General features: G+C 67.5%; 19 protein-coding genes. 15 read left to right on the top strand and 4 right to left on the bottom strand.

Annotated features, from left to right (window positions below; genetic code table 11):
- Positions 1–25: 25 nt before the first annotated feature.
- The 8 genes from Q0579_RS12080 (at position 26) to pal (ending at position 6,148) form a co-directional block, all read left to right on the top strand.
- The gene (locus Q0579_RS12080) at positions 26–448 is read left to right on the top strand and encodes a hypothetical protein (protein ID WP_298812629.1); all 423 of its coding nucleotides are present in this window, start codon (positions 26–28) and stop codon (positions 446–448) included.
- Positions 449–513: 65 nt separating this feature from the next.
- Positions 514–1,311 carry a hypothetical protein gene (locus tag Q0579_RS12075; protein ID WP_298812627.1) on the top strand — a complete coding sequence of 266 codons (798 nt, stop codon included), beginning with the start codon at positions 514–516 and terminating at the stop codon, positions 1,309–1,311.
- A gap of 94 nt (positions 1,312–1,405) precedes the next feature.
- Complete coding sequence (locus tag Q0579_RS12070; RefSeq protein ID WP_298812625.1) at positions 1,406–1,867, top strand: YbgC/FadM family acyl-CoA thioesterase; 462 nt, start codon at positions 1,406–1,408, stop codon at positions 1,865–1,867.
- On the top strand, positions 1,864–2,556 hold the full coding sequence (gene tolQ, locus Q0579_RS12065; protein ID WP_298812623.1) for a protein TolQ: 693 nt from the start codon (positions 1,864–1,866) through the stop codon (positions 2,554–2,556). The genes Q0579_RS12070 and tolQ overlap by 4 nt, the downstream gene beginning before the upstream one ends.
- Positions 2,557–2,568: 12 nt before the next feature.
- Entirely contained in the window at positions 2,569–3,000 is a 432-nt protein-coding gene (gene tolR, locus Q0579_RS12060; RefSeq protein ID WP_298812621.1) for a protein TolR, read from the top strand.
- Positions 3,000–4,127: a cell envelope biogenesis protein TolA gene (locus Q0579_RS12055; protein WP_298812619.1), complete on the top strand. Its 1,128-nt coding sequence runs from the start codon at positions 3,000–3,002 to the stop codon at positions 4,125–4,127. The genes tolR and Q0579_RS12055 overlap by 1 nt, the downstream gene beginning before the upstream one ends.
- On the top strand, positions 4,124–5,533 hold the full coding sequence (gene tolB / locus Q0579_RS12050; RefSeq protein ID WP_298812617.1) for a Tol-Pal system beta propeller repeat protein TolB: 1,410 nt from the start codon (positions 4,124–4,126) through the stop codon (positions 5,531–5,533). Before Q0579_RS12055 ends, tolB begins: the two co-directional genes overlap by 4 nt.
- A gap of 87 nt (positions 5,534–5,620) precedes the next feature.
- Positions 5,621–6,148, top strand: coding sequence for a peptidoglycan-associated lipoprotein Pal (gene pal, locus Q0579_RS12045; RefSeq protein ID WP_298812615.1), 528 nt, complete (start codon positions 5,621–5,623; stop codon positions 6,146–6,148).
- A gap of 118 nt (positions 6,149–6,266) precedes the next feature.
- On the opposite strand, the gene Q0579_RS12040 is transcribed toward pal, so the two are convergent.
- Both Q0579_RS12040 and Q0579_RS12035 read right to left on the bottom strand, forming a co-directional pair.
- Positions 6,267–7,088: an oxygenase MpaB family protein gene (locus Q0579_RS12040; protein WP_298812612.1), complete on the bottom strand. Its 822-nt coding sequence runs from the start codon at positions 7,086–7,088 to the stop codon at positions 6,267–6,269.
- A gap of 25 nt (positions 7,089–7,113) precedes the next feature.
- Positions 7,114–7,629, bottom strand: a complete 516-nt coding sequence (locus tag Q0579_RS12035; RefSeq protein WP_298812597.1) for a MucR family transcriptional regulator — start codon at positions 7,627–7,629, stop codon at positions 7,114–7,116.
- A 261-nt stretch (positions 7,630–7,890) separates the two neighbouring features.
- Between Q0579_RS12035 and Q0579_RS12030 the strand changes: the two genes are divergently transcribed.
- From Q0579_RS12030 to Q0579_RS12020, 3 genes are all read left to right on the top strand, one after another.
- Positions 7,891–9,324, top strand: coding sequence for an amidohydrolase (locus Q0579_RS12030; protein ID WP_298812593.1), 1,434 nt, complete (start codon positions 7,891–7,893; stop codon positions 9,322–9,324).
- Complete coding sequence (locus Q0579_RS12025; RefSeq protein WP_298812590.1) at positions 9,321–10,625, top strand: amidohydrolase family protein; 1,305 nt, start codon at positions 9,321–9,323, stop codon at positions 10,623–10,625. Before Q0579_RS12030 ends, Q0579_RS12025 begins: the two co-directional genes overlap by 4 nt.
- A gap of 332 nt (positions 10,626–10,957) precedes the next feature.
- Positions 10,958–12,244, top strand: a complete 1,287-nt coding sequence (locus tag Q0579_RS12020) for a glycoside hydrolase family 130 protein (RefSeq protein ID WP_298813152.1) — start codon at positions 10,958–10,960, stop codon at positions 12,242–12,244.
- Positions 12,245–12,817: 573 nt separating this feature from the next.
- Here Q0579_RS12020 and bchE read toward each other — a convergent pair.
- Positions 12,818–14,359 carry a magnesium-protoporphyrin IX monomethyl ester anaerobic oxidative cyclase gene (bchE, locus tag Q0579_RS12015; RefSeq protein ID WP_298812587.1) on the bottom strand — a complete coding sequence of 514 codons (1,542 nt, stop codon included), beginning with the start codon at positions 14,357–14,359 and terminating at the stop codon, positions 12,818–12,820.
- A gap of 78 nt (positions 14,360–14,437) precedes the next feature.
- On the opposite strand from bchE, the gene Q0579_RS12010 reads away from it, so the two are divergent.
- Entirely contained in the window at positions 14,438–14,824 is a 387-nt protein-coding gene (locus tag Q0579_RS12010; protein WP_298812585.1) for a hypothetical protein, read from the top strand.
- On the opposite strand, the gene Q0579_RS12005 is transcribed toward Q0579_RS12010, so the two are convergent.
- A complete protein-coding gene (locus Q0579_RS12005; protein ID WP_298812583.1) occupies positions 14,821–15,273 on the bottom strand; it encodes a hypothetical protein in 453 nt (150 codons plus the stop codon). The two genes, Q0579_RS12010 and Q0579_RS12005, sit on opposite strands and share 4 nt — an antisense overlap.
- 119 nt (positions 15,274–15,392) lie before the next feature.
- Here Q0579_RS12005 and Q0579_RS12000 point away from each other — a divergent pair, with 119 nt between their 5' ends.
- The 3 genes from Q0579_RS12000 (at position 15,393) to Q0579_RS11990 (ending at position 18,273) form a co-directional block, all read left to right on the top strand.
- Positions 15,393–17,327, top strand: coding sequence for a heme lyase CcmF/NrfE family subunit (locus Q0579_RS12000; RefSeq protein ID WP_298812580.1), 1,935 nt, complete (start codon positions 15,393–15,395; stop codon positions 17,325–17,327).
- A 71-nt stretch (positions 17,328–17,398) separates the two neighbouring features.
- Positions 17,399–17,875, top strand: a complete 477-nt coding sequence (locus Q0579_RS11995) for a DsbE family thiol:disulfide interchange protein (protein WP_298813151.1) — start codon at positions 17,399–17,401, stop codon at positions 17,873–17,875.
- Positions 17,872–18,273 carry a cytochrome c-type biogenesis protein gene (locus tag Q0579_RS11990; protein WP_298812578.1) on the top strand — a complete coding sequence of 134 codons (402 nt, stop codon included), beginning with the start codon at positions 17,872–17,874 and terminating at the stop codon, positions 18,271–18,273. The genes Q0579_RS11995 and Q0579_RS11990 overlap by 4 nt, the downstream gene beginning before the upstream one ends.
- Positions 18,274–18,310: the final 37 nt, after the last annotated feature.

Below are 18,310 nucleotides of genomic sequence, written 5' to 3'. Positions count from 1 at the left end.
CGGTGCGGCGTTGATCGGGGCATGGTTGCTGATGCTGGTCGCGCCCGAGGCCCGTTACGTGCGGGGGTTGCGCCACCTGTTGGTCGAGCGTCCCGCTGCTGCGCTCAACCGGATCACGCCGTCGCACATCCTGATGGCCGTTGCGGTCACGGTCGTGGTCGGCACGGCGATGTGGTTCGAGGCGGGTGACCTGATCGGGTTCCTGTCGCTGGCCGCACCGGAATTCGTCTCATGGGCGCTGACATTCGAGATCGGCACGCTGGTGGAGGCGGGCGTCGCGGTGCTGACCATCACGGCATCGCGATGCAGCGGTGTTTCGGGCACGATGGCGCGCCTGGTGGGTCGTCGTATCGCCAGGGCCGGTCGGCAGCGCCGATCGCGGAGAGCTGCGGGCGAGCGCGCGGCGAACGACGATGCCGACGAACATCGGGAACGCTTCGCCGCATGATTACCGTGCGTTAACCATTGGCCGTGTAGTCAGCGAGTCCTGCCGGGGGGCGGGAAGGATTTGTGATGCGTAGGTTGCCGCTCCATCAACTCGCCGTCGTCGGTGTCGTCGCGCTGCTCGGTGGCTGCGCGAAGGTCGCCGCACCGCCGCCGGTCGTCGCGACGCTGCCAGCGCCCGCGCCGGCCGTGGCGCCGATGCCCAAGGGCGGGCGGCCGGGCATGGTCATCCCCGTGCGAATGGCGGACGGCAGCTATGCCACGCCGAATCGCGCGCTGACCGAGGCCGCGACGATGTGGCATTTGCGTACCGCGCTGAACGTCGCGGCGCTCGCGTGCCGTGACGGCGACGAGGCGCAGACGACGGCGGCGTACAACACGATGCTGACCGCGCGCAAAGCGGTACTGGCGAAGGCGGAGGCCAGCCTGTCGGCCGAGTTCAAGGCGCGTGGCGGCGACTGGCGCGACAGTTACGACGACGCGATGACACGGCTCTACAATTACTGGTCGCAGGATTTCGCGCGCGCTGGCTTCTGTGCCGCGGCGAAGCAGGCGCTGTCGGCCGCACCGACCGTGCCCGAGGCGGAGTTCGCGCAGTTCGCGAGCGTGCAGCTCGCGGCGCTGGACCAGCCCTTCACCAACTTCTTTCGCGCTTATGATGCGTGGCGGACGCAGGCGGCACTGGTGCCGGTCGGCCCGCGCCCGCTCGCCGCACCCGTGGTGGCAACCGCCGCGACGGTACAGCCGGTGCCGGGTGGTGAGCCACGCGCGCAAGTGGTGACGCAGGTCGTTCCCGCCGCGAGCGCGACGCCGCTGGTCGCAAAGGACCTGCCGCGGATCAGCGTGGACGCGTCCGCGCTGAACTAGGTCGCGCTCGACCGGCGTGTCGAGCCTGCCGCGAGCGGTCTTCCGTCGCGCCCAAGTCTTGGTTAAAGCGCGACGAATGTCGGATGGCGGACCAATGCCCGCGAGTGGAGGCTTCGAGGGCAGGGTGCACCTGTTCCCGCTGCGCGTCTATTTCGAGGACACCGACCTGTCGGGCGTCGTCTACCACGCCAATTACCTGCGTTACATGGAGCGCGCGCGGTCGGACATGCTGCGCGTTGCCGGCATCGACCAGCGCGCGCATTTCGAGGGCGGAGGCGGCGCCTATGCGATCCACGACCTCCAGATCCGCTATGCCGCGCCGGCGCGGCTCGACGACGCATTGGTGGTGGAGTCCACTGTGGAGGCCGTGACGCCCGCGCGCGTCGTCATTCATCAGACAGTCAGGCGCGACGCGCTCTTGTTGACGCGCGGCGTCGTCACCGCGGCGCTGGTCGGACCCGACGGGCGACCGCGGCGGCAACCGGCGGCGTGGCTCGACCTGTACCGCACGCTAACGCCTACCAACGATCTTGATACTGGGGAGCCTGTCACTTGAACCCGATAGTGAACACCGACGCGGCGACGCTGTCGCCGATCGCCTTGTTCCTTCAGGCCGACTGGGTGGTGAAGGGCGTGATGCTGGGGCTGCTGCTCGCCAGCATCTGGACCTGGGCGATCATTGTCATGTTCTGGCTGAAGGTCGGGCGCACGCGCAAGGCGACCGAGACGTTCGAGCGCGATTTCTGGAAGGCGGAGGATATCGACGCCTTCTACAAGGCGAAGGGCAATGCCGATCTGCCGTCGGCCCGCGTGCTGGCGGCGGGCGTGGCGGAATGGCGGCGCTCGACGCAGGGACAGGTGATCGACCGCGAGGGCACGCGCGACCGGCTTGCCACCACGATGGGCGCGGCGGTCGCGAAGGAGATCGACGAACTGTCCGACCGGCTGAACGTGCTGGCGACCGTCGGCTCGGTCGCGCCATTCGTGGGGTTGTTCGGCACCGTCTGGGGCATCATGCGCAGCTTTACCTCGATCGCGAGCCAGCAGAACACCAGCCTGGCGGTGGTGGCACCCGGCATCGCCGAGGCGCTGTTCGCGACCGCGATCGGGCTGTTCGCGGCGATCCCGGCGGTGATCGCGTACAATCGGTTCAGCCACGGCATCAACCGGATCGAGGCGCGATTGAACCGCTTCGCCGATGGCTTCCACGCGACCTTGTCGCGCCAGCTCGACCGCGAGCGCTGAGAGGCCGACGCGATGGCGATGCATCTTCCTTCCGGGCGGAGCCGCGGGCGGCGCGCGCCGATGGCGGACATCAACGTGACCCCGCTGGTCGACGTGATGCTGGTGCTGCTGATCATCTTCATGGTGACCGCGCCGCTGTTGACCGCGGGCGTGCCGGTGAACCTGCCCGACAGCCGCGCCAAGCCGCTCGACCAGGAAAAGCAGCCGACCGAAATCTCGCTCGACGAACAGGGCCGCATCTTCATCGCAAAGGAAGAGATGTCGTTCGACACGCTTTCGGCGCGGCTTGATGCGATCGCGGCGGCGGCGCGTGGGTCCGAGCCGCCGCAGGTGTATCTGCGCGCTGACCGCAAGCTCGATTACGGGCAGGTGATGCGCGTGATGGGCGAGCTGAACCGCGCCGGGTTGAACCGTGTCGCGCTGGTGACGGTCGGGGAGGATTGATGGACCGCACCGAGAAGGTCGGTCTCGGCGTTGCCGTCGCAGGACACGTCCTGCTGTTCGGCGCGATGTCGCTCGGCTTTCTCGACACGCCCAATCCGGTCAAGCTGAAGCAGACGCCGGTCGAGGTCAGCTTGGTGCCCGAGGTCGCGCTGGAGGCGGCCGCGCCGGCGAGCAGCGAGGCACCGTCCGAGCGCGTGTCGCCGGAAGAAGGCGAGCCCGAGGACGCGGCGCCGCCCGCCGCCGAGCCGGAGCCCGCGCCCGAACCGGCGCCAGCGCCTGCACCTGCACCTGCGCCGGCACCGCCGCCCAAACCGGCACCTAAGCCAGAGCCCAAGCCCGAACCGCGCCCGGAGCCGAAGCCTGCGCCCGCCAAGCCCGCGCCCAAGCCCGCGCCGCCGAAACCGCAGCCCAAGCTCAAGCCGGTCCCCGCGCCCAAGCCGCAGCCGAAACCCAAGCCCGCGGTGCGCGAGGCCGAGCAGAAAGCGCCGGCGAAATCCGCTGCGAAGCCCGCGGCCAAGCCGGCCCCGGCGAAACCTGCTGCCAAACCGGCGCAGAAGCCCGCGGCACAGACCGGCAGCGGTAAGGCGAGCGCGTCCAAGCCGAGCAACGCGACCAGCGATGCCAAATCGTCGGGCAAGCCCGCGGCGAAGCCTGCCGCCAACCGCGGCAGCGGCGCGACCGAGACCGCCAGGGCCGAGCGGCCGCGCGGCGGGCGGCTCGGTTCCGACTTCCTCAAAGGTCTGTCCGCCGAGCCGAGCAAGGCGAAGAGCAGCGACGCACCGCCGTCGGCCGCGCGGGTCGACGGTGCCGCGCTCGCTGCGATTCAGCAGGCGATCGCGCGGCAGATCCAGCCTTGCGCCGATCGTCAGGTCGACCCCGGTCCCGGCGCGAACCAGATCGTGACCACGCTGAGCCTGCGGCTCAACCGCGACGGTACGCTGTCGGCAACGCCGACCGTAGTGCGTCAGCGCGGCGTCGATGACGACAACCAGCGTTACGCGCGCCGCGTCGTCGACCTGGGGATCGCAGCGTTCAAGGGGTGTTCGCCGCTCAAACTGCCGGCCGAATATTATGCCACCGCCAACGGGGGGTGGAGCAACATCAACTATAATTGGAAATTGCGGTGAGGATTCGCGCGCTTCTTCTCGGGCTGACCTGTCTCGCGGCGCCAGCGCTGGCGCAGGACGTGCCGCCCGTTTCGTTCAACCCGCCTGCCGGTGCCCAACCGCCACAGTTACCCGCGCAAGCCGCGCCGGGACAGACGCCGCCGCCGCTGGAGGTGGATGTGACGGGCGGCATCTCCGCGCCGATGCCGATCGCAATCCCGGCGATGCCGACGCCCGCGGTCACCAGCACCGCGGCGGGATCGACCGATGCGCTGGGGCGGCAGCTCTCCGACATCATCGCCAACGATCTGCGCGGATCGGGGCTGTTCACCCCGATCCCGCCCGCGCAATTGCGCACGGTGATGTTCCCCGAGGTGACCGCGCCCGCCTATGATTACTGGGGCGGGACGGGCGCGCAGGCGCTGGTGCAGGGCTATATTCGTGCCAACGGCGACGGGTCGCTGACGGTCGGTTGTTACCTGTACGACGTGACCGCGCGCGCCGAGTTGGTGCGACAGGGCTTCGTCGTGCCGCCGTCGCAGTGGCGTCGTGCCGCGCACAAATGCGCCGACGCAATCTATGCGCGGCTGACCGGCGAGGGGCCGTATTTCGACAGCCGCGTCGTCTATGTCTCGGAGACGGGACCGAAGGGCAATCGCATCAAGCGGCTGGCGATCATGGATCAGGACGGCGCCAACCATCGCTTCCTGACCGCGGGGTCGTCGATCGTGCTGACGCCGCGTTTCGCGCCCAACCAGCAGTCGATCGTTTACATGAGCTATGTCGGCAAGAACCCGGCGATCTACGTCTACGATATCGGGACGGGCAAGCAGCGGCTGGTCGTGCAGAATGCGGCGACGACGTTCGCGCCGCGCTTCTCGCCCGATGGCCGCTGGATCCTGTTCTCGCGCGCGGACGGCGGCAACACCGACATCTACCGCGTGTCGAGCGCGGGCGGCGGCACCCCGCAGAAGCTGACCAACTCGCCCGGCATCGACACCGGCGGCAGTTACTCGCCCGACGGCTCCAGAATTGTGTTCGAGAGCGACCGGTCGGGCGGGCAGCAGATTTACGTGATGAACGCGGACGGGTCGAACCAGCAGCGGATCAGCTTCGGCGGCGGGCGCTACGCGACGCCGGTGTGGAGCCCGCGCGGTGACCTGATCGCGTTCACCAAGCTGTCGGGATCATTCCGCATCGGCGTGATGAGCCCCAACGGCTCGGGCGAGAAGCTGCTGACCGACGGGTATCAGGACGAGGGACCGAGCTGGTCGCCGAACGGCCGCGTCATCACCTTTTTCCGCACCGGGGGTGGCAGCGGCGGCAAGGCCGATCTGTGGTCGGTCGATCTGACCGGGGTCAATGCGCGGCGCATCCCGACGCCGCTCGACGGGTCCGATCCGGCGTGGGGACCGCTTCAGCCGTAAGCATTTGGTTCAACCAGCAGCGCGCGTTACCTTCGCGCAAACGCGCCGCCTTGGGGGCATCCAGGGGATCATCACGGGAGAAGCATGATGGCACGATTGACGACGACGATGTTGCTGGCGACTGCGCTGGTGGCGACCGCGGCCTGCTCCAAGAAGCGCCCCGCGGTCCTGCCGCCCGCCGCCGGCGAGGCGCCGCCGCCGGCGTACCAGGACCCAAATGGCGGGCTGAACGGTGGTGCGGGCGCGGTGACGCCGGGATCGTCGGCCGACTTCAAACGATCGGTGACCAGCGACACCGTGTTGTTCGGGCTCGATCAATATGACATCGACAGCGAGGCGCGCGCGGTTCTCGACACGCAGGTGCAGTGGCTGACGCGCTACCCCAATGTGCGGGTCACGATCGAAGGTCACGCCGACGAGCGCGGCACACGCGAGTATAATCTGGCGCTGGGTGATCGCCGTGCCAATGCGGCGAAGAATTATCTCGCGGCGCGCGGCGTCTCGCCGTCGCGGATCAGCGTGATCAGCTACGGCAAGGAACGCCCGGTCGCGCTCGGTTCGGACGAGGCGAGCTACGCGCAGAACCGCCGCGCGGTCACCGTGGTGGTGAACTGAGTAACTGATCCCACCGCCGTCATCCCGGGCTTGGCCCGAACCCCGCTTCTTCCTCGACCGACGCCGAGAGGAGCGGGACCCCGGATCAGGTCCGGAGTGACGGCGGGCTTGGGGCTGCTTAGCGCTTCAACGCCCAGCGCAGCACGCCACCCATGCCGTTCGCGCTCATGCGAACGGCGGGGCGGGCGAAGGCGGGCAGGCTGCGGCCGTGCAGCGCCTGCGCCCAGGGTGGCAGCAGGTCGATCGCGGCGGCGACCGCGAGGTTCATCGCCGAGGTGGTAGCCTTGTCATCACCGGGCGCGAGCAGTGCCGCTGCGACCTCGCGCGTGCGGTGGTCGGCGCGCAGCTCGGGGCGGATGCGCGCGAAATAGGCTTCGATCTCGGCGCGCGACCGCGGCACGTCCGTCGCGCCGAGTGCTTCGGCGACCATCGCGGTTTCGGCGACGTAGCGCTCCTGATCGGCCACGCTCATGCGGGGATCACGGTAGCGCAGATAGGCGCGCAGGAAACTGTCGACCTCGGCGACATGGACACAGGTGAGCAGTGCCGGATCGTTGGCGGTATAAGGTGTGCCGTCGGGCAGCGTGCCCATGACGCGATCGTGGATGCGGCGAACCTGCGCGATCGATGCCTCCGCGGTCGCGGTCGAGCCGAAGGTCGTGGCGGCGATGAAGCGTGCGGTGCGCTTCAACCGGCCGTGGCGATCGTCGCGGAAGCCTGAATGATCCCACACGCCCGCGAGCGCGAGCGGGTGCAGCATCTGCAACAGCAGCGCCGAAATGCCGCCGATCATCATGGCGGAGAAATCGCCGTGGACGCGCCACGCGGCCGAGTCCGGGCCGAACAATCCGTCGTCGCCGGGCGGGCGCGTCAGATCGACCTCGCCCGATCCGACCAGCGCGCGCACCCGGGTGGCGAGTGCGGCGCGTACGTCGATCAAGGGCGAGGAGAAAGGTGGCGAGGGATCAGGCCTCGGTGGCGGCAGGCTTGCGGCCGCGGCGCGGCGCGGGTGCTGCCTCGGCCTCGTCCGCCTGCTCGGACGCGTTGTTCTTGGTCTGACCCGCCTTGCGACCGAGACCGATCTTCTTCGCCATATCGCGGCGCGCTTCCGAATAGTTTTCCGCGACCATCGGATAGTCGGGCTTCAGACCGTAGCGCTGGCGATACTCGTCCGGGGTCAGGCCCTGGCCGGCGAGGTGACGACGCAAGGTCTTGTACGGCTTGCCGTCGATCAGCGAGATGATGTGATCCTTCGACGCCAAGGACTTACGCACCGACACCGCGGGCGTGTACTCGGTCTGCGGCTCTTCGGTGCTTTCGGGTGCGCCGGTGCCGGTTAGATTGCTTACTGCCTGATGCATCTGCTGCAGGAAGGCGGGCACGTCTTCACTGGCGGCGCGGGTGTTGGGATTGGAAAGCCAGGCGATGGTCAGTTCGGTTGCAAGCTCAACCGTGTTGTTGGTCGTCACGTCGTCGTTCACTTCGCCTGGCTCCTTGTTGTCGACGCTACAAATAACGTTGGATCGAAGTGCGTCAATATAGTCGTTTGTAAAAATCAACATAAGTGGATCAGCGTTAATCGATTAATCTTCGGTAACCTCTACGTCGATCAGCGGCGCATGATGTAACGTCTGTCTCAAATTGTTCATCGAACACGGCTTTGGCGAGCTCGATCGTTTAGCGCTTGCGCGGCCCCGGCGCCCGCGTCAGGATCGCTGCCACAACGAGAACGGGGGCAGGGAATGAGAACGGGGCGCGCCGGACGGGCGCTGGGGATGCTGGCGAGCGTCGCATTGATGCTGTCGGCGTGCACGCAGGGGAGCGCCCGGCCGAGGAGCGCGTCGAACGATGCACCGGCCCGAAAGGCGCCGCCCAAGCCTTACTCGCGCGATCCGTTCCCCTCGACCTATCACGCTTATCCGGGTGTGCCGACGCTCGTCACCAACGTCACCGTGTTCGACGGCGAGGGCAACCGGATCGAGCGCGGGCAGGTGCTGTTCGCCGACGGCAAGATCGTCGCGGTCGGGCAGAGCGTGTCGGCACCCGCTGGCGTCACGACGATCGACGGCACCGGCAAGTTCGTGACGCCGGGCATCATCGATATCCACAGCCACTTGGGCGATTACCCCAGCCCGCAGATCCGCGCGCTGAGCGACGGAAACGAGGCGACCGCGCCCGTCACCGCCGATGTCTGGGCCGAGCACAGCGTCTGGCCGCAGGATCCGGGGTTCAGCCGCGCGCTGGCGAACGGCGGCGTCACCACGCTGCAGATCCTGCCCGGCTCCGCCAATCTGTTCGGCGGGCGCAGCGTGGTGCTGAAAAACGTCTACGCGCGCACGACGCAGGGGATGAAGTTCCCCGGCGCGCCTTACGGCCTCAAGATGGCCTGCGGCGAGAACCCCAAGCGCGTCTACGGCTCCAAGGGTCGCGAGCCGTCGACGCGGATGGGCAATATCGCGGTCGACCGCGCGACCTGGGCGAAGGCGGCGGCGTACAAGCGCAAGTGGGACAAATATGACGCCGACGGCGGCGACATGCCCGACCGCGACATCGCGATGGACACGCTGCGTGGCGTGCTGTCGGGCGAAATCCTGGTGCAGAACCACTGCTACCGCGCTGACGAGATGGCCAATGTGCTCGATATGGCAAAGGAGTTCGCCTACCACGTCGAGGCGTTCCACCACGCGGTCGAGGCGTACAAGATCGCCGATCTGCTGCGCGCCAACAACACCTGCGCCGCGGTCTGGGCCGACTGGTACGGGTTCAAGATGGAAAGTTACGACGGGATCGGTGAGAACCTGGCGATCCTGGAGAAATCGGGCGCGTGCGGGATGATCCATTCCGACGACGAGAACGGTATTCAGCGATTGAACCAGGAAGTCGCCAAGGTGCTCGCTTCCGCGCGGCACGCTGGCATCGAGATCAGCGACGCGGCGGCGTGGAAGTGGCTGTCGCTCAACCCCGCCAAATCGCTCCACATCGCCGACAAGACCGGAAGCCTGGTCGCGGGCAAGATGGCCGACGTGGTGCTGTGGAACGGCAATCCGTTCAGCGTCTATACCCGGCCCGAGAAGGTGTGGGTCGACGGCGCGATGCTGTACGATGCGGACAATCCGCGACTGCGGCCGGTGAGTGACTTTGAGCTCGGCCAGCCGGGTTCGGGAGACGTCAAGTGAAGCGCGCTTTCCTTCTCGCTGCCGCTGCGTTCATCTCGGCCCCCGCAACCGCGCAGACTGTCGCGATCACCGGCGGTACCGTGGCGATCGGTGACGGCTCCGCGCCGATTCCGGGCGGTACTGTCGTGGTGCAGGACGGCCGGGTCGTCGCCGCCGGACGCGGGGTCGCGGTGCCCGCGGGTGCGCAGGTGATCGACGCCACCGGCAAATGGGTCGCGCCCGGCTTCGTCGCGGGCTTCTCCAACCTGGGGCTGGAGGATGCCGCCGGGGTCGAGGAAAGCAACGACGTGACCGCGCGGCAATCGCCGTTCAACGCCGCGATCGACATCGCACCCGCGATCAATCCGTCGAGCGTGCTGATCGCGAACGAGCGGCTGGGCGGGGTGACGCGCGCGATCGTCTCGCCGCGCACCGCGGGGTCGATCTTCGCAGGGCAGGGCGCGGTGATCGGGCTGGGCGGCGACGCCGACGCGGTGATCCGCCCGCGCGCGTTCCAATATGTCGAACTGGGCGAAGAGGGCGCGCAGCAGGCCGGGGGTAGCCGCCCCGCCGCTTATGCCGCACTTCGCGACGCCTTCGCGCAGGCGCAGGATTACCGCCGCAGCCCCGCCGCATTCGACGGCCGCGGGCGCGACGCGCTGATCAAGCGCGGTGACGCGCAGGCGCTGGTGCAGGTGCTCGACGGGCGCGTGCCGCTGCTCGTCCATGTCGAGCGCGCGAGCGACATCCGTGCGGTGCTGTCATTGAAGCGTGATTATCCGCAGGTGAAGCTGGTGTTGGTGGGCGTCGCCGAAGGCTGGCTGGTCGCGCGCGAGATCGCCGCCGCGCGCGTGCCCGTGATCGCGCAGGCGCTCGCCGATCTGCCCGCCTCGTTCGAGCAGGTCGCCGCGACCGAATCGAACGTCGGGCGCATGTCGGCCGCGGGCGTGACGGTGGCGCTCTCGACCCTCGGCTACAATGACGCGCCGGGCGAGCATGTCGTGAAGCAGTTCGCGGGCAATCTGGTCGCGATCACGCGCGTGCCGGGTGCGACCGGGCTCGACTGGGGGCACGCGCTCGCCGCGATCACCAGCGGGCCGGCGGCGGCGCTGGGAATGGACGGCGAGATCGGGTCGCTTCGCGCCGGCCGCCGCGGCGACGTGGTGATGTGGGACGGTGATCCGCTGGAGCTGTCGTCAAAGCCGGTCGCGATCTGGATCGACGGCAAGCCGCAGCCGATGCGATCGCGCCAGACCGAGCTGCGCGACCGCTATCTGACGCCGACCGAGGGTGCGCTGCCCAAGGCGTACGAGCGTCGTTGAGGGAGTGACGAACCGGCCGGGTGACGCTCGCGTCATTCGGCCAGGTTGCTGATCTGCATCATCGCATGCCCGCGCGTGACGTTTTGCATCGCGGCGGGAGCGGAATCTACCCAACGCCGTTGGGGGCGCGAGTGCGATGCGTCAGGCACCGCGCGCCGGAGTAGCTTTCCATGTCGCAGAGCCTCGAACAGCGCTACGCAGCCACCGAGCAGGCCGACCAGGCCGAGCCACCGGCCACCCAAGCTGCTGCCAACACGCAGGTGCCTCCCCACAGCGAGGCGCAATTGCGCGAGCAACAGCCGATCCAGGCGCCCGGGCTGCACCCCAAGGCGATGAAGGCGGCGGACGTGTTCCGCAAACTGGAGCTTGAACTCCACCCCGATCCGTCCCGCACGGTCGTGCGCCCGTTCTCGTTCGGCTACCCCGATGCGTTCGCCGACGGGCGTACCCCGCGCATCAAGGCGGCGGTGGAGCGGTTGCTCGCGCTGTCGCCAGACATGCGCGCGCGCATGCGGCAATTGCTGATGGTGCCGATGTGCGAGCGGCATCGAAACGTGCAGGACACGTTCCTGCGCCGCTACGATGCGATGCGCGGCGAGATCGGCGATCCGTGCACCGATGAGACCGACCGGCTGCTGGTCGGGGCTTATTTCAGTCAGGAATATGCGTTCGAGTCGGCCGCGCTGTTCAACCCCAGCGTGGTGGCGCTGCACGACCAGGCGCCGTCGACCCCCGGATCGGTCCGGTTCCTGATGTCGCTGCGCGGGATCGGCGAGGGGCATATCTCCTCCGTGACGTTCCGCACCGGCGAATGGGACGGCGGCGACGGCGTGACGCTCGATCCGCCCAGCAGCAACGGCGTGCCCCCGCAGGTCGAGCCGCACGACGACGGCTGGGTCCGGCTGATCTGCGAGGACAGCCAGGACGTGTCGGAAACGGTGATCTTCCCGGTGCTGCCGAGCCAGCGGCAGGGAATCGAGGATGTGCGACTGGTCAATTTCACCGACGACGACGGTACGCGCAGCATCCTTGGCACCTATACCGCCTTCGACGGCAAGGAGGCGCGGCAGGAGATGCTGCGCGGCGTCGACGCGCGTACAGTCGAGATGCGCGCGCTCAAGGGCCGGATGACCGGCTACAAGGGGATGGCGCTGTTCCCGCGGCGGATCGACGGCAAGTTCGTGATGCTGGGGCGGCAGGACAGCGAGAACATCTGGCTGCTCCGCTCCGACGACATGGACGTGTGGGAGGAGGGCGAAATCATCATGGCGCCCAAATACCCGTGGGAATTCGTCCAGCTCGGCAATTGTGGCTCGCCGATCGAGATCGACGAGGGCTGGCTGGTGTTCACCCACGGCGTCGGCATGGTGCGCGGTTACTGCGTCGGCGCGTGCCTGCTCGACAAGGATGATCCGTCCAAGGTGCTGATGCGCACCCCGTCGCCGCTGCTGTTCCCCAGCGCTGAGCAGCGCGGCGGCTATGTGCCCAACGTCACCTACAGCTGCGGCGGGCTGCTGCACGGGCGGCGCGTGCTGCTGCCCTACGCGATCGGCGACGAATATAGCGCGATCGCGGTCGGCGAGGTCGACGACATCCTGGCCGTGATGGAACCTGCGTGAGAGGGAGGGGCGGCGCGCTCAGCCCGCGTAGATCAGACTCGCGGCACCAAGCATATCGGTAGACGATGGCGTGAACTTGCGAGAGGTTGGCGTCAATGCGGAGTTAGCGATTATGCAAGGTTGATGATCTGATGATCACAGCTACTCTCTTTTTTCTCGCAGTATCCATGGCTGGCGATCAACCCACCATCGAGGATCTTCGGGGTGATCTGAATGCGTTTGTTGGATACCGGCTCACATTGTGCGGGGAGACGTCAGCGGATCGATCGATCCTTTATTCTGACACCGTTTCCCGCTTCCACGGCCGAATAGGCATCAAGCTGCGTGGTTTCAGACCGCTTGGTCGCCGCGGGTGCGTCACAGGCTATCTGGCACACGAAGATTACCAGAAGCCGCCTCGACGTAGCGAGCCACGAACGAGGTTGATGACAGATGCCGCAGTGCATCCGGACTATGTTTTCGTAGCGGCCGCTCGTTGAGTCCGACCTTGCTCGCCTTTTCAACACCCTAAAGCCCTGGCGCGACCTAAGCACCCTTCCGCATGTTGCTGCCGGTGGAGAGCAAGATGCGCCTCTATGCGGCTGACGCGGAAGCGGGAGCGGGAGTCCTAACCTTCCGCCGAGGCGCGACGCGTGATGCTTCTTCCTCGTGATCCTGAGCGGCGCCCAGATGGTCAGCGACCGTTCGGCCGTCGTTGCTCCGTCGATCACGGAACAGGAAACCTGCGATCTCGTGCAACCACACCCGCCGGCCCATCCGATAATACCACCTGATCGCGTGCCGGATCTTGGGGTCCGGATGCCACGCCCAACGTAGCAGGGCGCGTGGCCGCAGCTGCGCGACCGCTTCGATCAGCTTGACCCAGAGAAACAAGCGCCAGGGCGGCATCCGGCTGAGCCCGAGCACCTGATGCTTATAGTCCCACTTCGTCTTGTCCGCCTGCACCACGGGCCGGTCGGCCGCCAGACGGAAGAAGGGCGTCCAGCGATGCGGCGTCACGTAGAGCGCCTGAATCTGATCGGCGTCATAGGAGATGAGCTGCCGCAAGCCGCGGAACAGGTCTCGATCGGTCTGATCGTCGAACCCTGCCACCCAGGTCACCATCGACAGGATACCGTGCCGGCGAAGCAGCTGGATCGCCTCGCGATTCTTGGCGACGGCACCGCCCTTGCGGATCAGCTTGAGCGTCGCCTCGTCGGTGTTTTCCATCCCCATCAGGAAGCGCTCGAAGCCGGCGCGCTTGTACAGGTGCAGGATGTCGGCATCGCGCACGATATCGTCGGCCCGGGTCGAGCCGACCAGCGTGACCGAGACGTCCTCGGCGATAAGCGCCTCGAGAAAGGCACGCCAAGGCTTGCGCCCGGCGCTCGGATTCTCGTCGGCGAAGTTGAACACCTCGACGCCGTGTTCGCGGTGCAGGTGCGCGATCTCTCTAGCCAACCTGACCGGATCACGGTGACGCCAGCGCGTCCAGAAGCCGCGCTGCCCGCAATAATTGCACAGGTGCGGACAGCCGCGTGAGAACTGGATGACGACCGCGCGCTTGCCGCCCCAATAGCTGTACCGGCGGTGGTCGATCAGTTCCCAGCCGATCCGATAGGCGTCGAGATCGGTGATGACGGGCGCAGGCGCTGTTCCGACCGGCTCGTTGCCGCGGCGGAACGCGATACCGGGTACGTCATGCAGCGGGCCGCCCTGCTCGAGCGCGCGCATCAACGTGCGCGCGGTCTCCTCGCCCTCACCGCGAACGATCGCGTGAACATGGAGTTCGTCCCGCAGGATCTCACGCCAGAAATAGGTCGGGTGGACGCCGCCATATACGATGCGAGCCATGGGCAGCGCGTGCGCCACGGCGGCGGACACCTCTGCGATGATGGGATGACCTGACGACGACCCCGAATGGCCGAACAGCACCGCATCCGGTGCTTGACGGACGATTTCCGCTACTAAGGTCCCGAGCGGCATGGGGCCAAGCTCGCCATCGATGAGCGTCACGTCATGGCCGTCATCGATCAGCGGACCGCCTACACACAGCAGGCCGAAAGGAGGCAGTTGCTCCTTCGGGATGCGACTGCCGATCGCCGGATGTGGTACGTTCACCAGAAGAATACGCACATCAACTACCCCGTTGCCACCTTCAGACCGTCATCCCATCGCGCGGTCAAGGGAACGTGAAGAAGCCGAGGCAAATCCGTGCAGATCAGCGACAAGACCTTTGTGCAGTACCGGGTGTTGGCCGATCATCGACTGCACTTTGGACGCCTCTACTTTCAGGTGATCGGCCTCAACCTCGCTCTCGTCACAGGCGTGTTGACGGCGATTGCCACCACCAGACCGCTCTGGCTGGCTGCGGCGGGTCTGCTGGCAGGGCCGATCCTGTTCGGAACGGCGCTCGTGGCGCACCGCCTGCATGCACAAGAAGAGAGCTACGCATCCGCGCTGCGCGCCATCGAGCAGCATGAGCCGGGAATGATCACGCTTCCGAACCCGAAGCGGCTTGGCGCCCGTCGATTCGTCGTGCTCGCCCTCGTGGCAGCAGGTCTGCTGCTTACCTCGGTGAGCGTGTTCTACGTCGCCTAGGGTTGAAGTGCTTCATACCGGAAAAGGGGCACATCTGCCGCCGAAAAGCGGCCGAGCCGACCAAGCGATAATAGAGCTTCAACGAACGATCTCATCCCTGAAGTCGCATGCCTCGATCGAACATGCCAAACCCTCGGGATGATCGGGAAGCCAGTCGCCATGACGCGTTCACCTGATCTACCGCATCCATCGACGTCGAAACCGCCGTCATGGAACGCGAGCACCGCACCGTTCTCGCATCTCATCCAAATCGCCCGGTGCAGCGCGTCGTCAGCAATCGACAGCAGCTTGGCGTCGTTGGTTCGCGCCTGCCCACGTTCGCGCCGATCATAGAAGAACCACATCAGGCAGTCGGGATCGTCTGCCGCGGCTCCTAAAAAGCGATCCGTCCCTTGGCGCAGAGGGCTCATCGACCTCACCGTCGACAATTCAACACCAACGGTCGTCACCGAGCATCCCGTCGCCAAGAGCATGCGCTCGCGAAAGAATGATGCTCCGCTCCGCGCTGGCTCTCGGCGGCGCAGGCAGGTAAGGCGGCGGGTGACGTGACGCTTGATCCTTTCTCCGCATGACCGCTGAATTTGGCTTGGCCGCCTTGTGGTTCGCCGCGACCCTGGCGGTGTTGCAGATCGCCTTGTCGGTGATCGCGCTCAGGCGTGGGCGCGCCGATGTCGCGGCGGCGATGCGGCCGGTCGCGATCGTGCAGGGCGCGCTGGTCGCGGTCGCGATGGCGGCGTTGATCGCGTGTTTCCTCGGCTCCGACATGTCGGTCGCGCTGGTCGCGGCGAACAGCCATTCGGCGAAACCGTGGTTGTACAAGTTCGCGGGCGCATGGGGGAACCACGAGGGTTCGATGCTGCTGTGGGTGACGATCCTGGGGCTGGCGGGCGCGGCGGTCGCGCAGTTCGAGCGGCGGCTGCCCGAGCGTACGTTGATCGCCACGCTGGGTGCGCAGGCGGCGATCGCGCTGGGGTTCTACGCCTTCCTGCTGATCGCCTCCAATCCGTTCGCGCGCGCCGATCCGCCGCCCGCCGACGGCGCGGGGTTGAACCCGCTGTTGCAGGATCCGGGGCTCGCCTTTCACCCGCCGACGCTCTACGCCGGCTATGTCGGGCTGTCGGTCGCCTTTTCCTTCGCGGTCGGTGCGCTCGTCACCCGCGACGTCGGGCCGGTGTTCGCGCGCGCGATGCGGCCGTGGGTGCTCGGCGCATGGGTGTTCCTGACGCTGGGGATCACTGCGGGGTCGTACTGGGCCTATTACGAGCTCGGCTGGGGCGGATGGTGGTTCTGGGACCCGACCGAGAATGCGAGCCTGATGCCGTGGCTGGCGGCGACCGCGCTGCTCCACTCGGTCAGCGTGCTGGCGACGCGCGATGGCCTGCGCGCCTGGACGATCATGCTGGCGGTGGTCGCCTTCTCGATGAGCATGATCGGCACGTTCCTGGTGCGGTCGGGCATCCTGACGAGCGTCCACGCCTTTGCGGTCGACCCGACGCGCGGCAGCTTCATCCTAGCGTTGCTGGTGATCTACATCGGCGGGGCGCTGGCGCTGTTCGGCGCGCGCGTCGGCACGGTCAGGCAGGGCAATGTGTTCGATCCGCTGAGCCGCGAGGGTTCGCTGGTGGTCAACAACCTGCTCTTGTCGGTGATCCTGGGCGTCGTGCTGATCGGCACCTTCTACCCGATCGTTGCTGGCGCAATGGGCACGCAATTGTCGGTCGGGGCGCCGTTCTTCGACAAGACGGTCGGGCCGCTCGCGCTCATCCTGGTCGCGGTGATGGCGGCGGGGCCCTTGATGCGGTGGCGGCGCGATGAGGCCGCGGCGGTGATCGAGCGGCTGCAATGGCCGATCGCCGCCGCCTTGTTCGCGGGCGTGGGCGTGTTCGTGTTGGGCGGATGGATCGGCGTGCTGCCGACCGCCGGACTAGGGCTCGCCGCCGGGCTGGCGGTGGCGAGCGTCGCGCCGCTCGCGAAACGCAACCTGCGCCGCGCCCCGCTGACCTTGTGGGGGATGGTGATCGCGCACCTGGGCGTGGCGGTGAGCCTGGCGGGCATGGCGGCGTCGAGCGCGTTCACGACCGAGCGGCTGGCGGCGGTCTATGTCGGCGATCCGGTGCGCGTCGCGGGGTTCACGGTCACGCTCGACGGGGTGCGCCCGGTGATCGGCGATAATTGGACCGCGCTTGAGGCGCGGCTGTCGGTGCGCGAGGGCGACGACGCACCGTTCGTGCTTGCCCCGCAGGTGCGGTATTTCACCACGCCGGTGACGACCACCAACGAGAGCGCGATCGCGACGCTGGCCGGTGGGCAGCTCTACACCGTGCTCGGCGCGCTGGGTGACGATGGGCGTTGGCAGTTGCGATTGTGGTGGAAGCCATTTGTGACGCTGATCTGGCTCGGCGGCGCGATGATTGCCGCGGGCGGCGCGCTGTCGATCGTCGGGCATCAGCGGCGCGGGTGGCAGCGGCGGCGGCGCCGCGCCGAGATGGCGTGGTTCGCGTGAACCAGGGTAGGTCCAAGCGCTGGCTTGTGTGGCTGCCGTTATGCGCGTTCGGAGTCATCGTCGCGGTGGTGATGTGGGGGCTGTATCTGCCCGCCGATCGTACGGTCTATTCCGCGATGGTGGGAAAACCACTGCCCGCGTTCAGCCTGCCGCCCGCGGTTGCGGGGAAGGCGGGGCTGTCGGACAAGGACTTCCGGCAGGGGAAGCCGCGGCTGCTCAACGTCTTCGCGAGCTGGTGCATTCCCTGCATCGCCGAAGCACCGCAGTTGATGACGCTGAAGGCCGCGGGCGTGGGGATCGACGCGGTGGCGATCCGCGATACTGGGCCCGCGATCACCGGCTTTCTGCGTCGCAACGGTGATCCTTATGCGCGGATCGGCGACGACGCGACCAGCCGGCTGCAGCTAGCGCTTGGCTCGTCGGGGGTGCCCGAGACGTTCGTGATCGACGGCCGCGGGGTGATCCGTATGCAGCACGTCGGCGATATCCGGCCCGAGGACGTCGCCACGCTGCAACGGGCGTTGGCCGAGGCGGAGCGGGCGGAGTGAAGCGGCGCTTCCTCGTCGCGCTCGCGCTTGCGCTCGCCGCTGCGCCCGCGAGCGCGCAGCGGCCCCCCGCCGCGCTCGCCTACACGCAGCTTCGCGATCCGGCGCAGGAAGCTGAGGCGCGCGCGCTGATGGAAACGCTGCGCTGCCTCGTCTGTCAGGGGCAGTCGATCGCCGATTCGGACGCCGATATGGCGGGCGACATGCGCGCGCTGGTGCGGCAGCGGATCGCGGGCGGCGAGCGTCCCGATCAGGTGCGCCAGTGGCTGATCGCGCGCTACGGCGATTACGTGACCTTCGATCCACCGGTCGGGGGCAAGACCTGGCCGTTGTGGCTCGCGCCGATCGTGCTGCTGGGCATCGGCGTGCTGATCGCGCGCGCCTCGTTCCGCCGCCGCTAGAAAGCACTTTGCGCGCGCGACGAACGCGCTTAGTCTC

This window comes from uncultured Sphingomonas sp. (assembly GCF_936927845.1).
Lineage (GTDB): Bacteria > Pseudomonadota > Alphaproteobacteria > Sphingomonadales > Sphingomonadaceae > Sphingomonas.
Note: the sequence above shows the minus strand (reverse complement) of the source record. Positions and strands in the feature narration are given on the sequence as shown.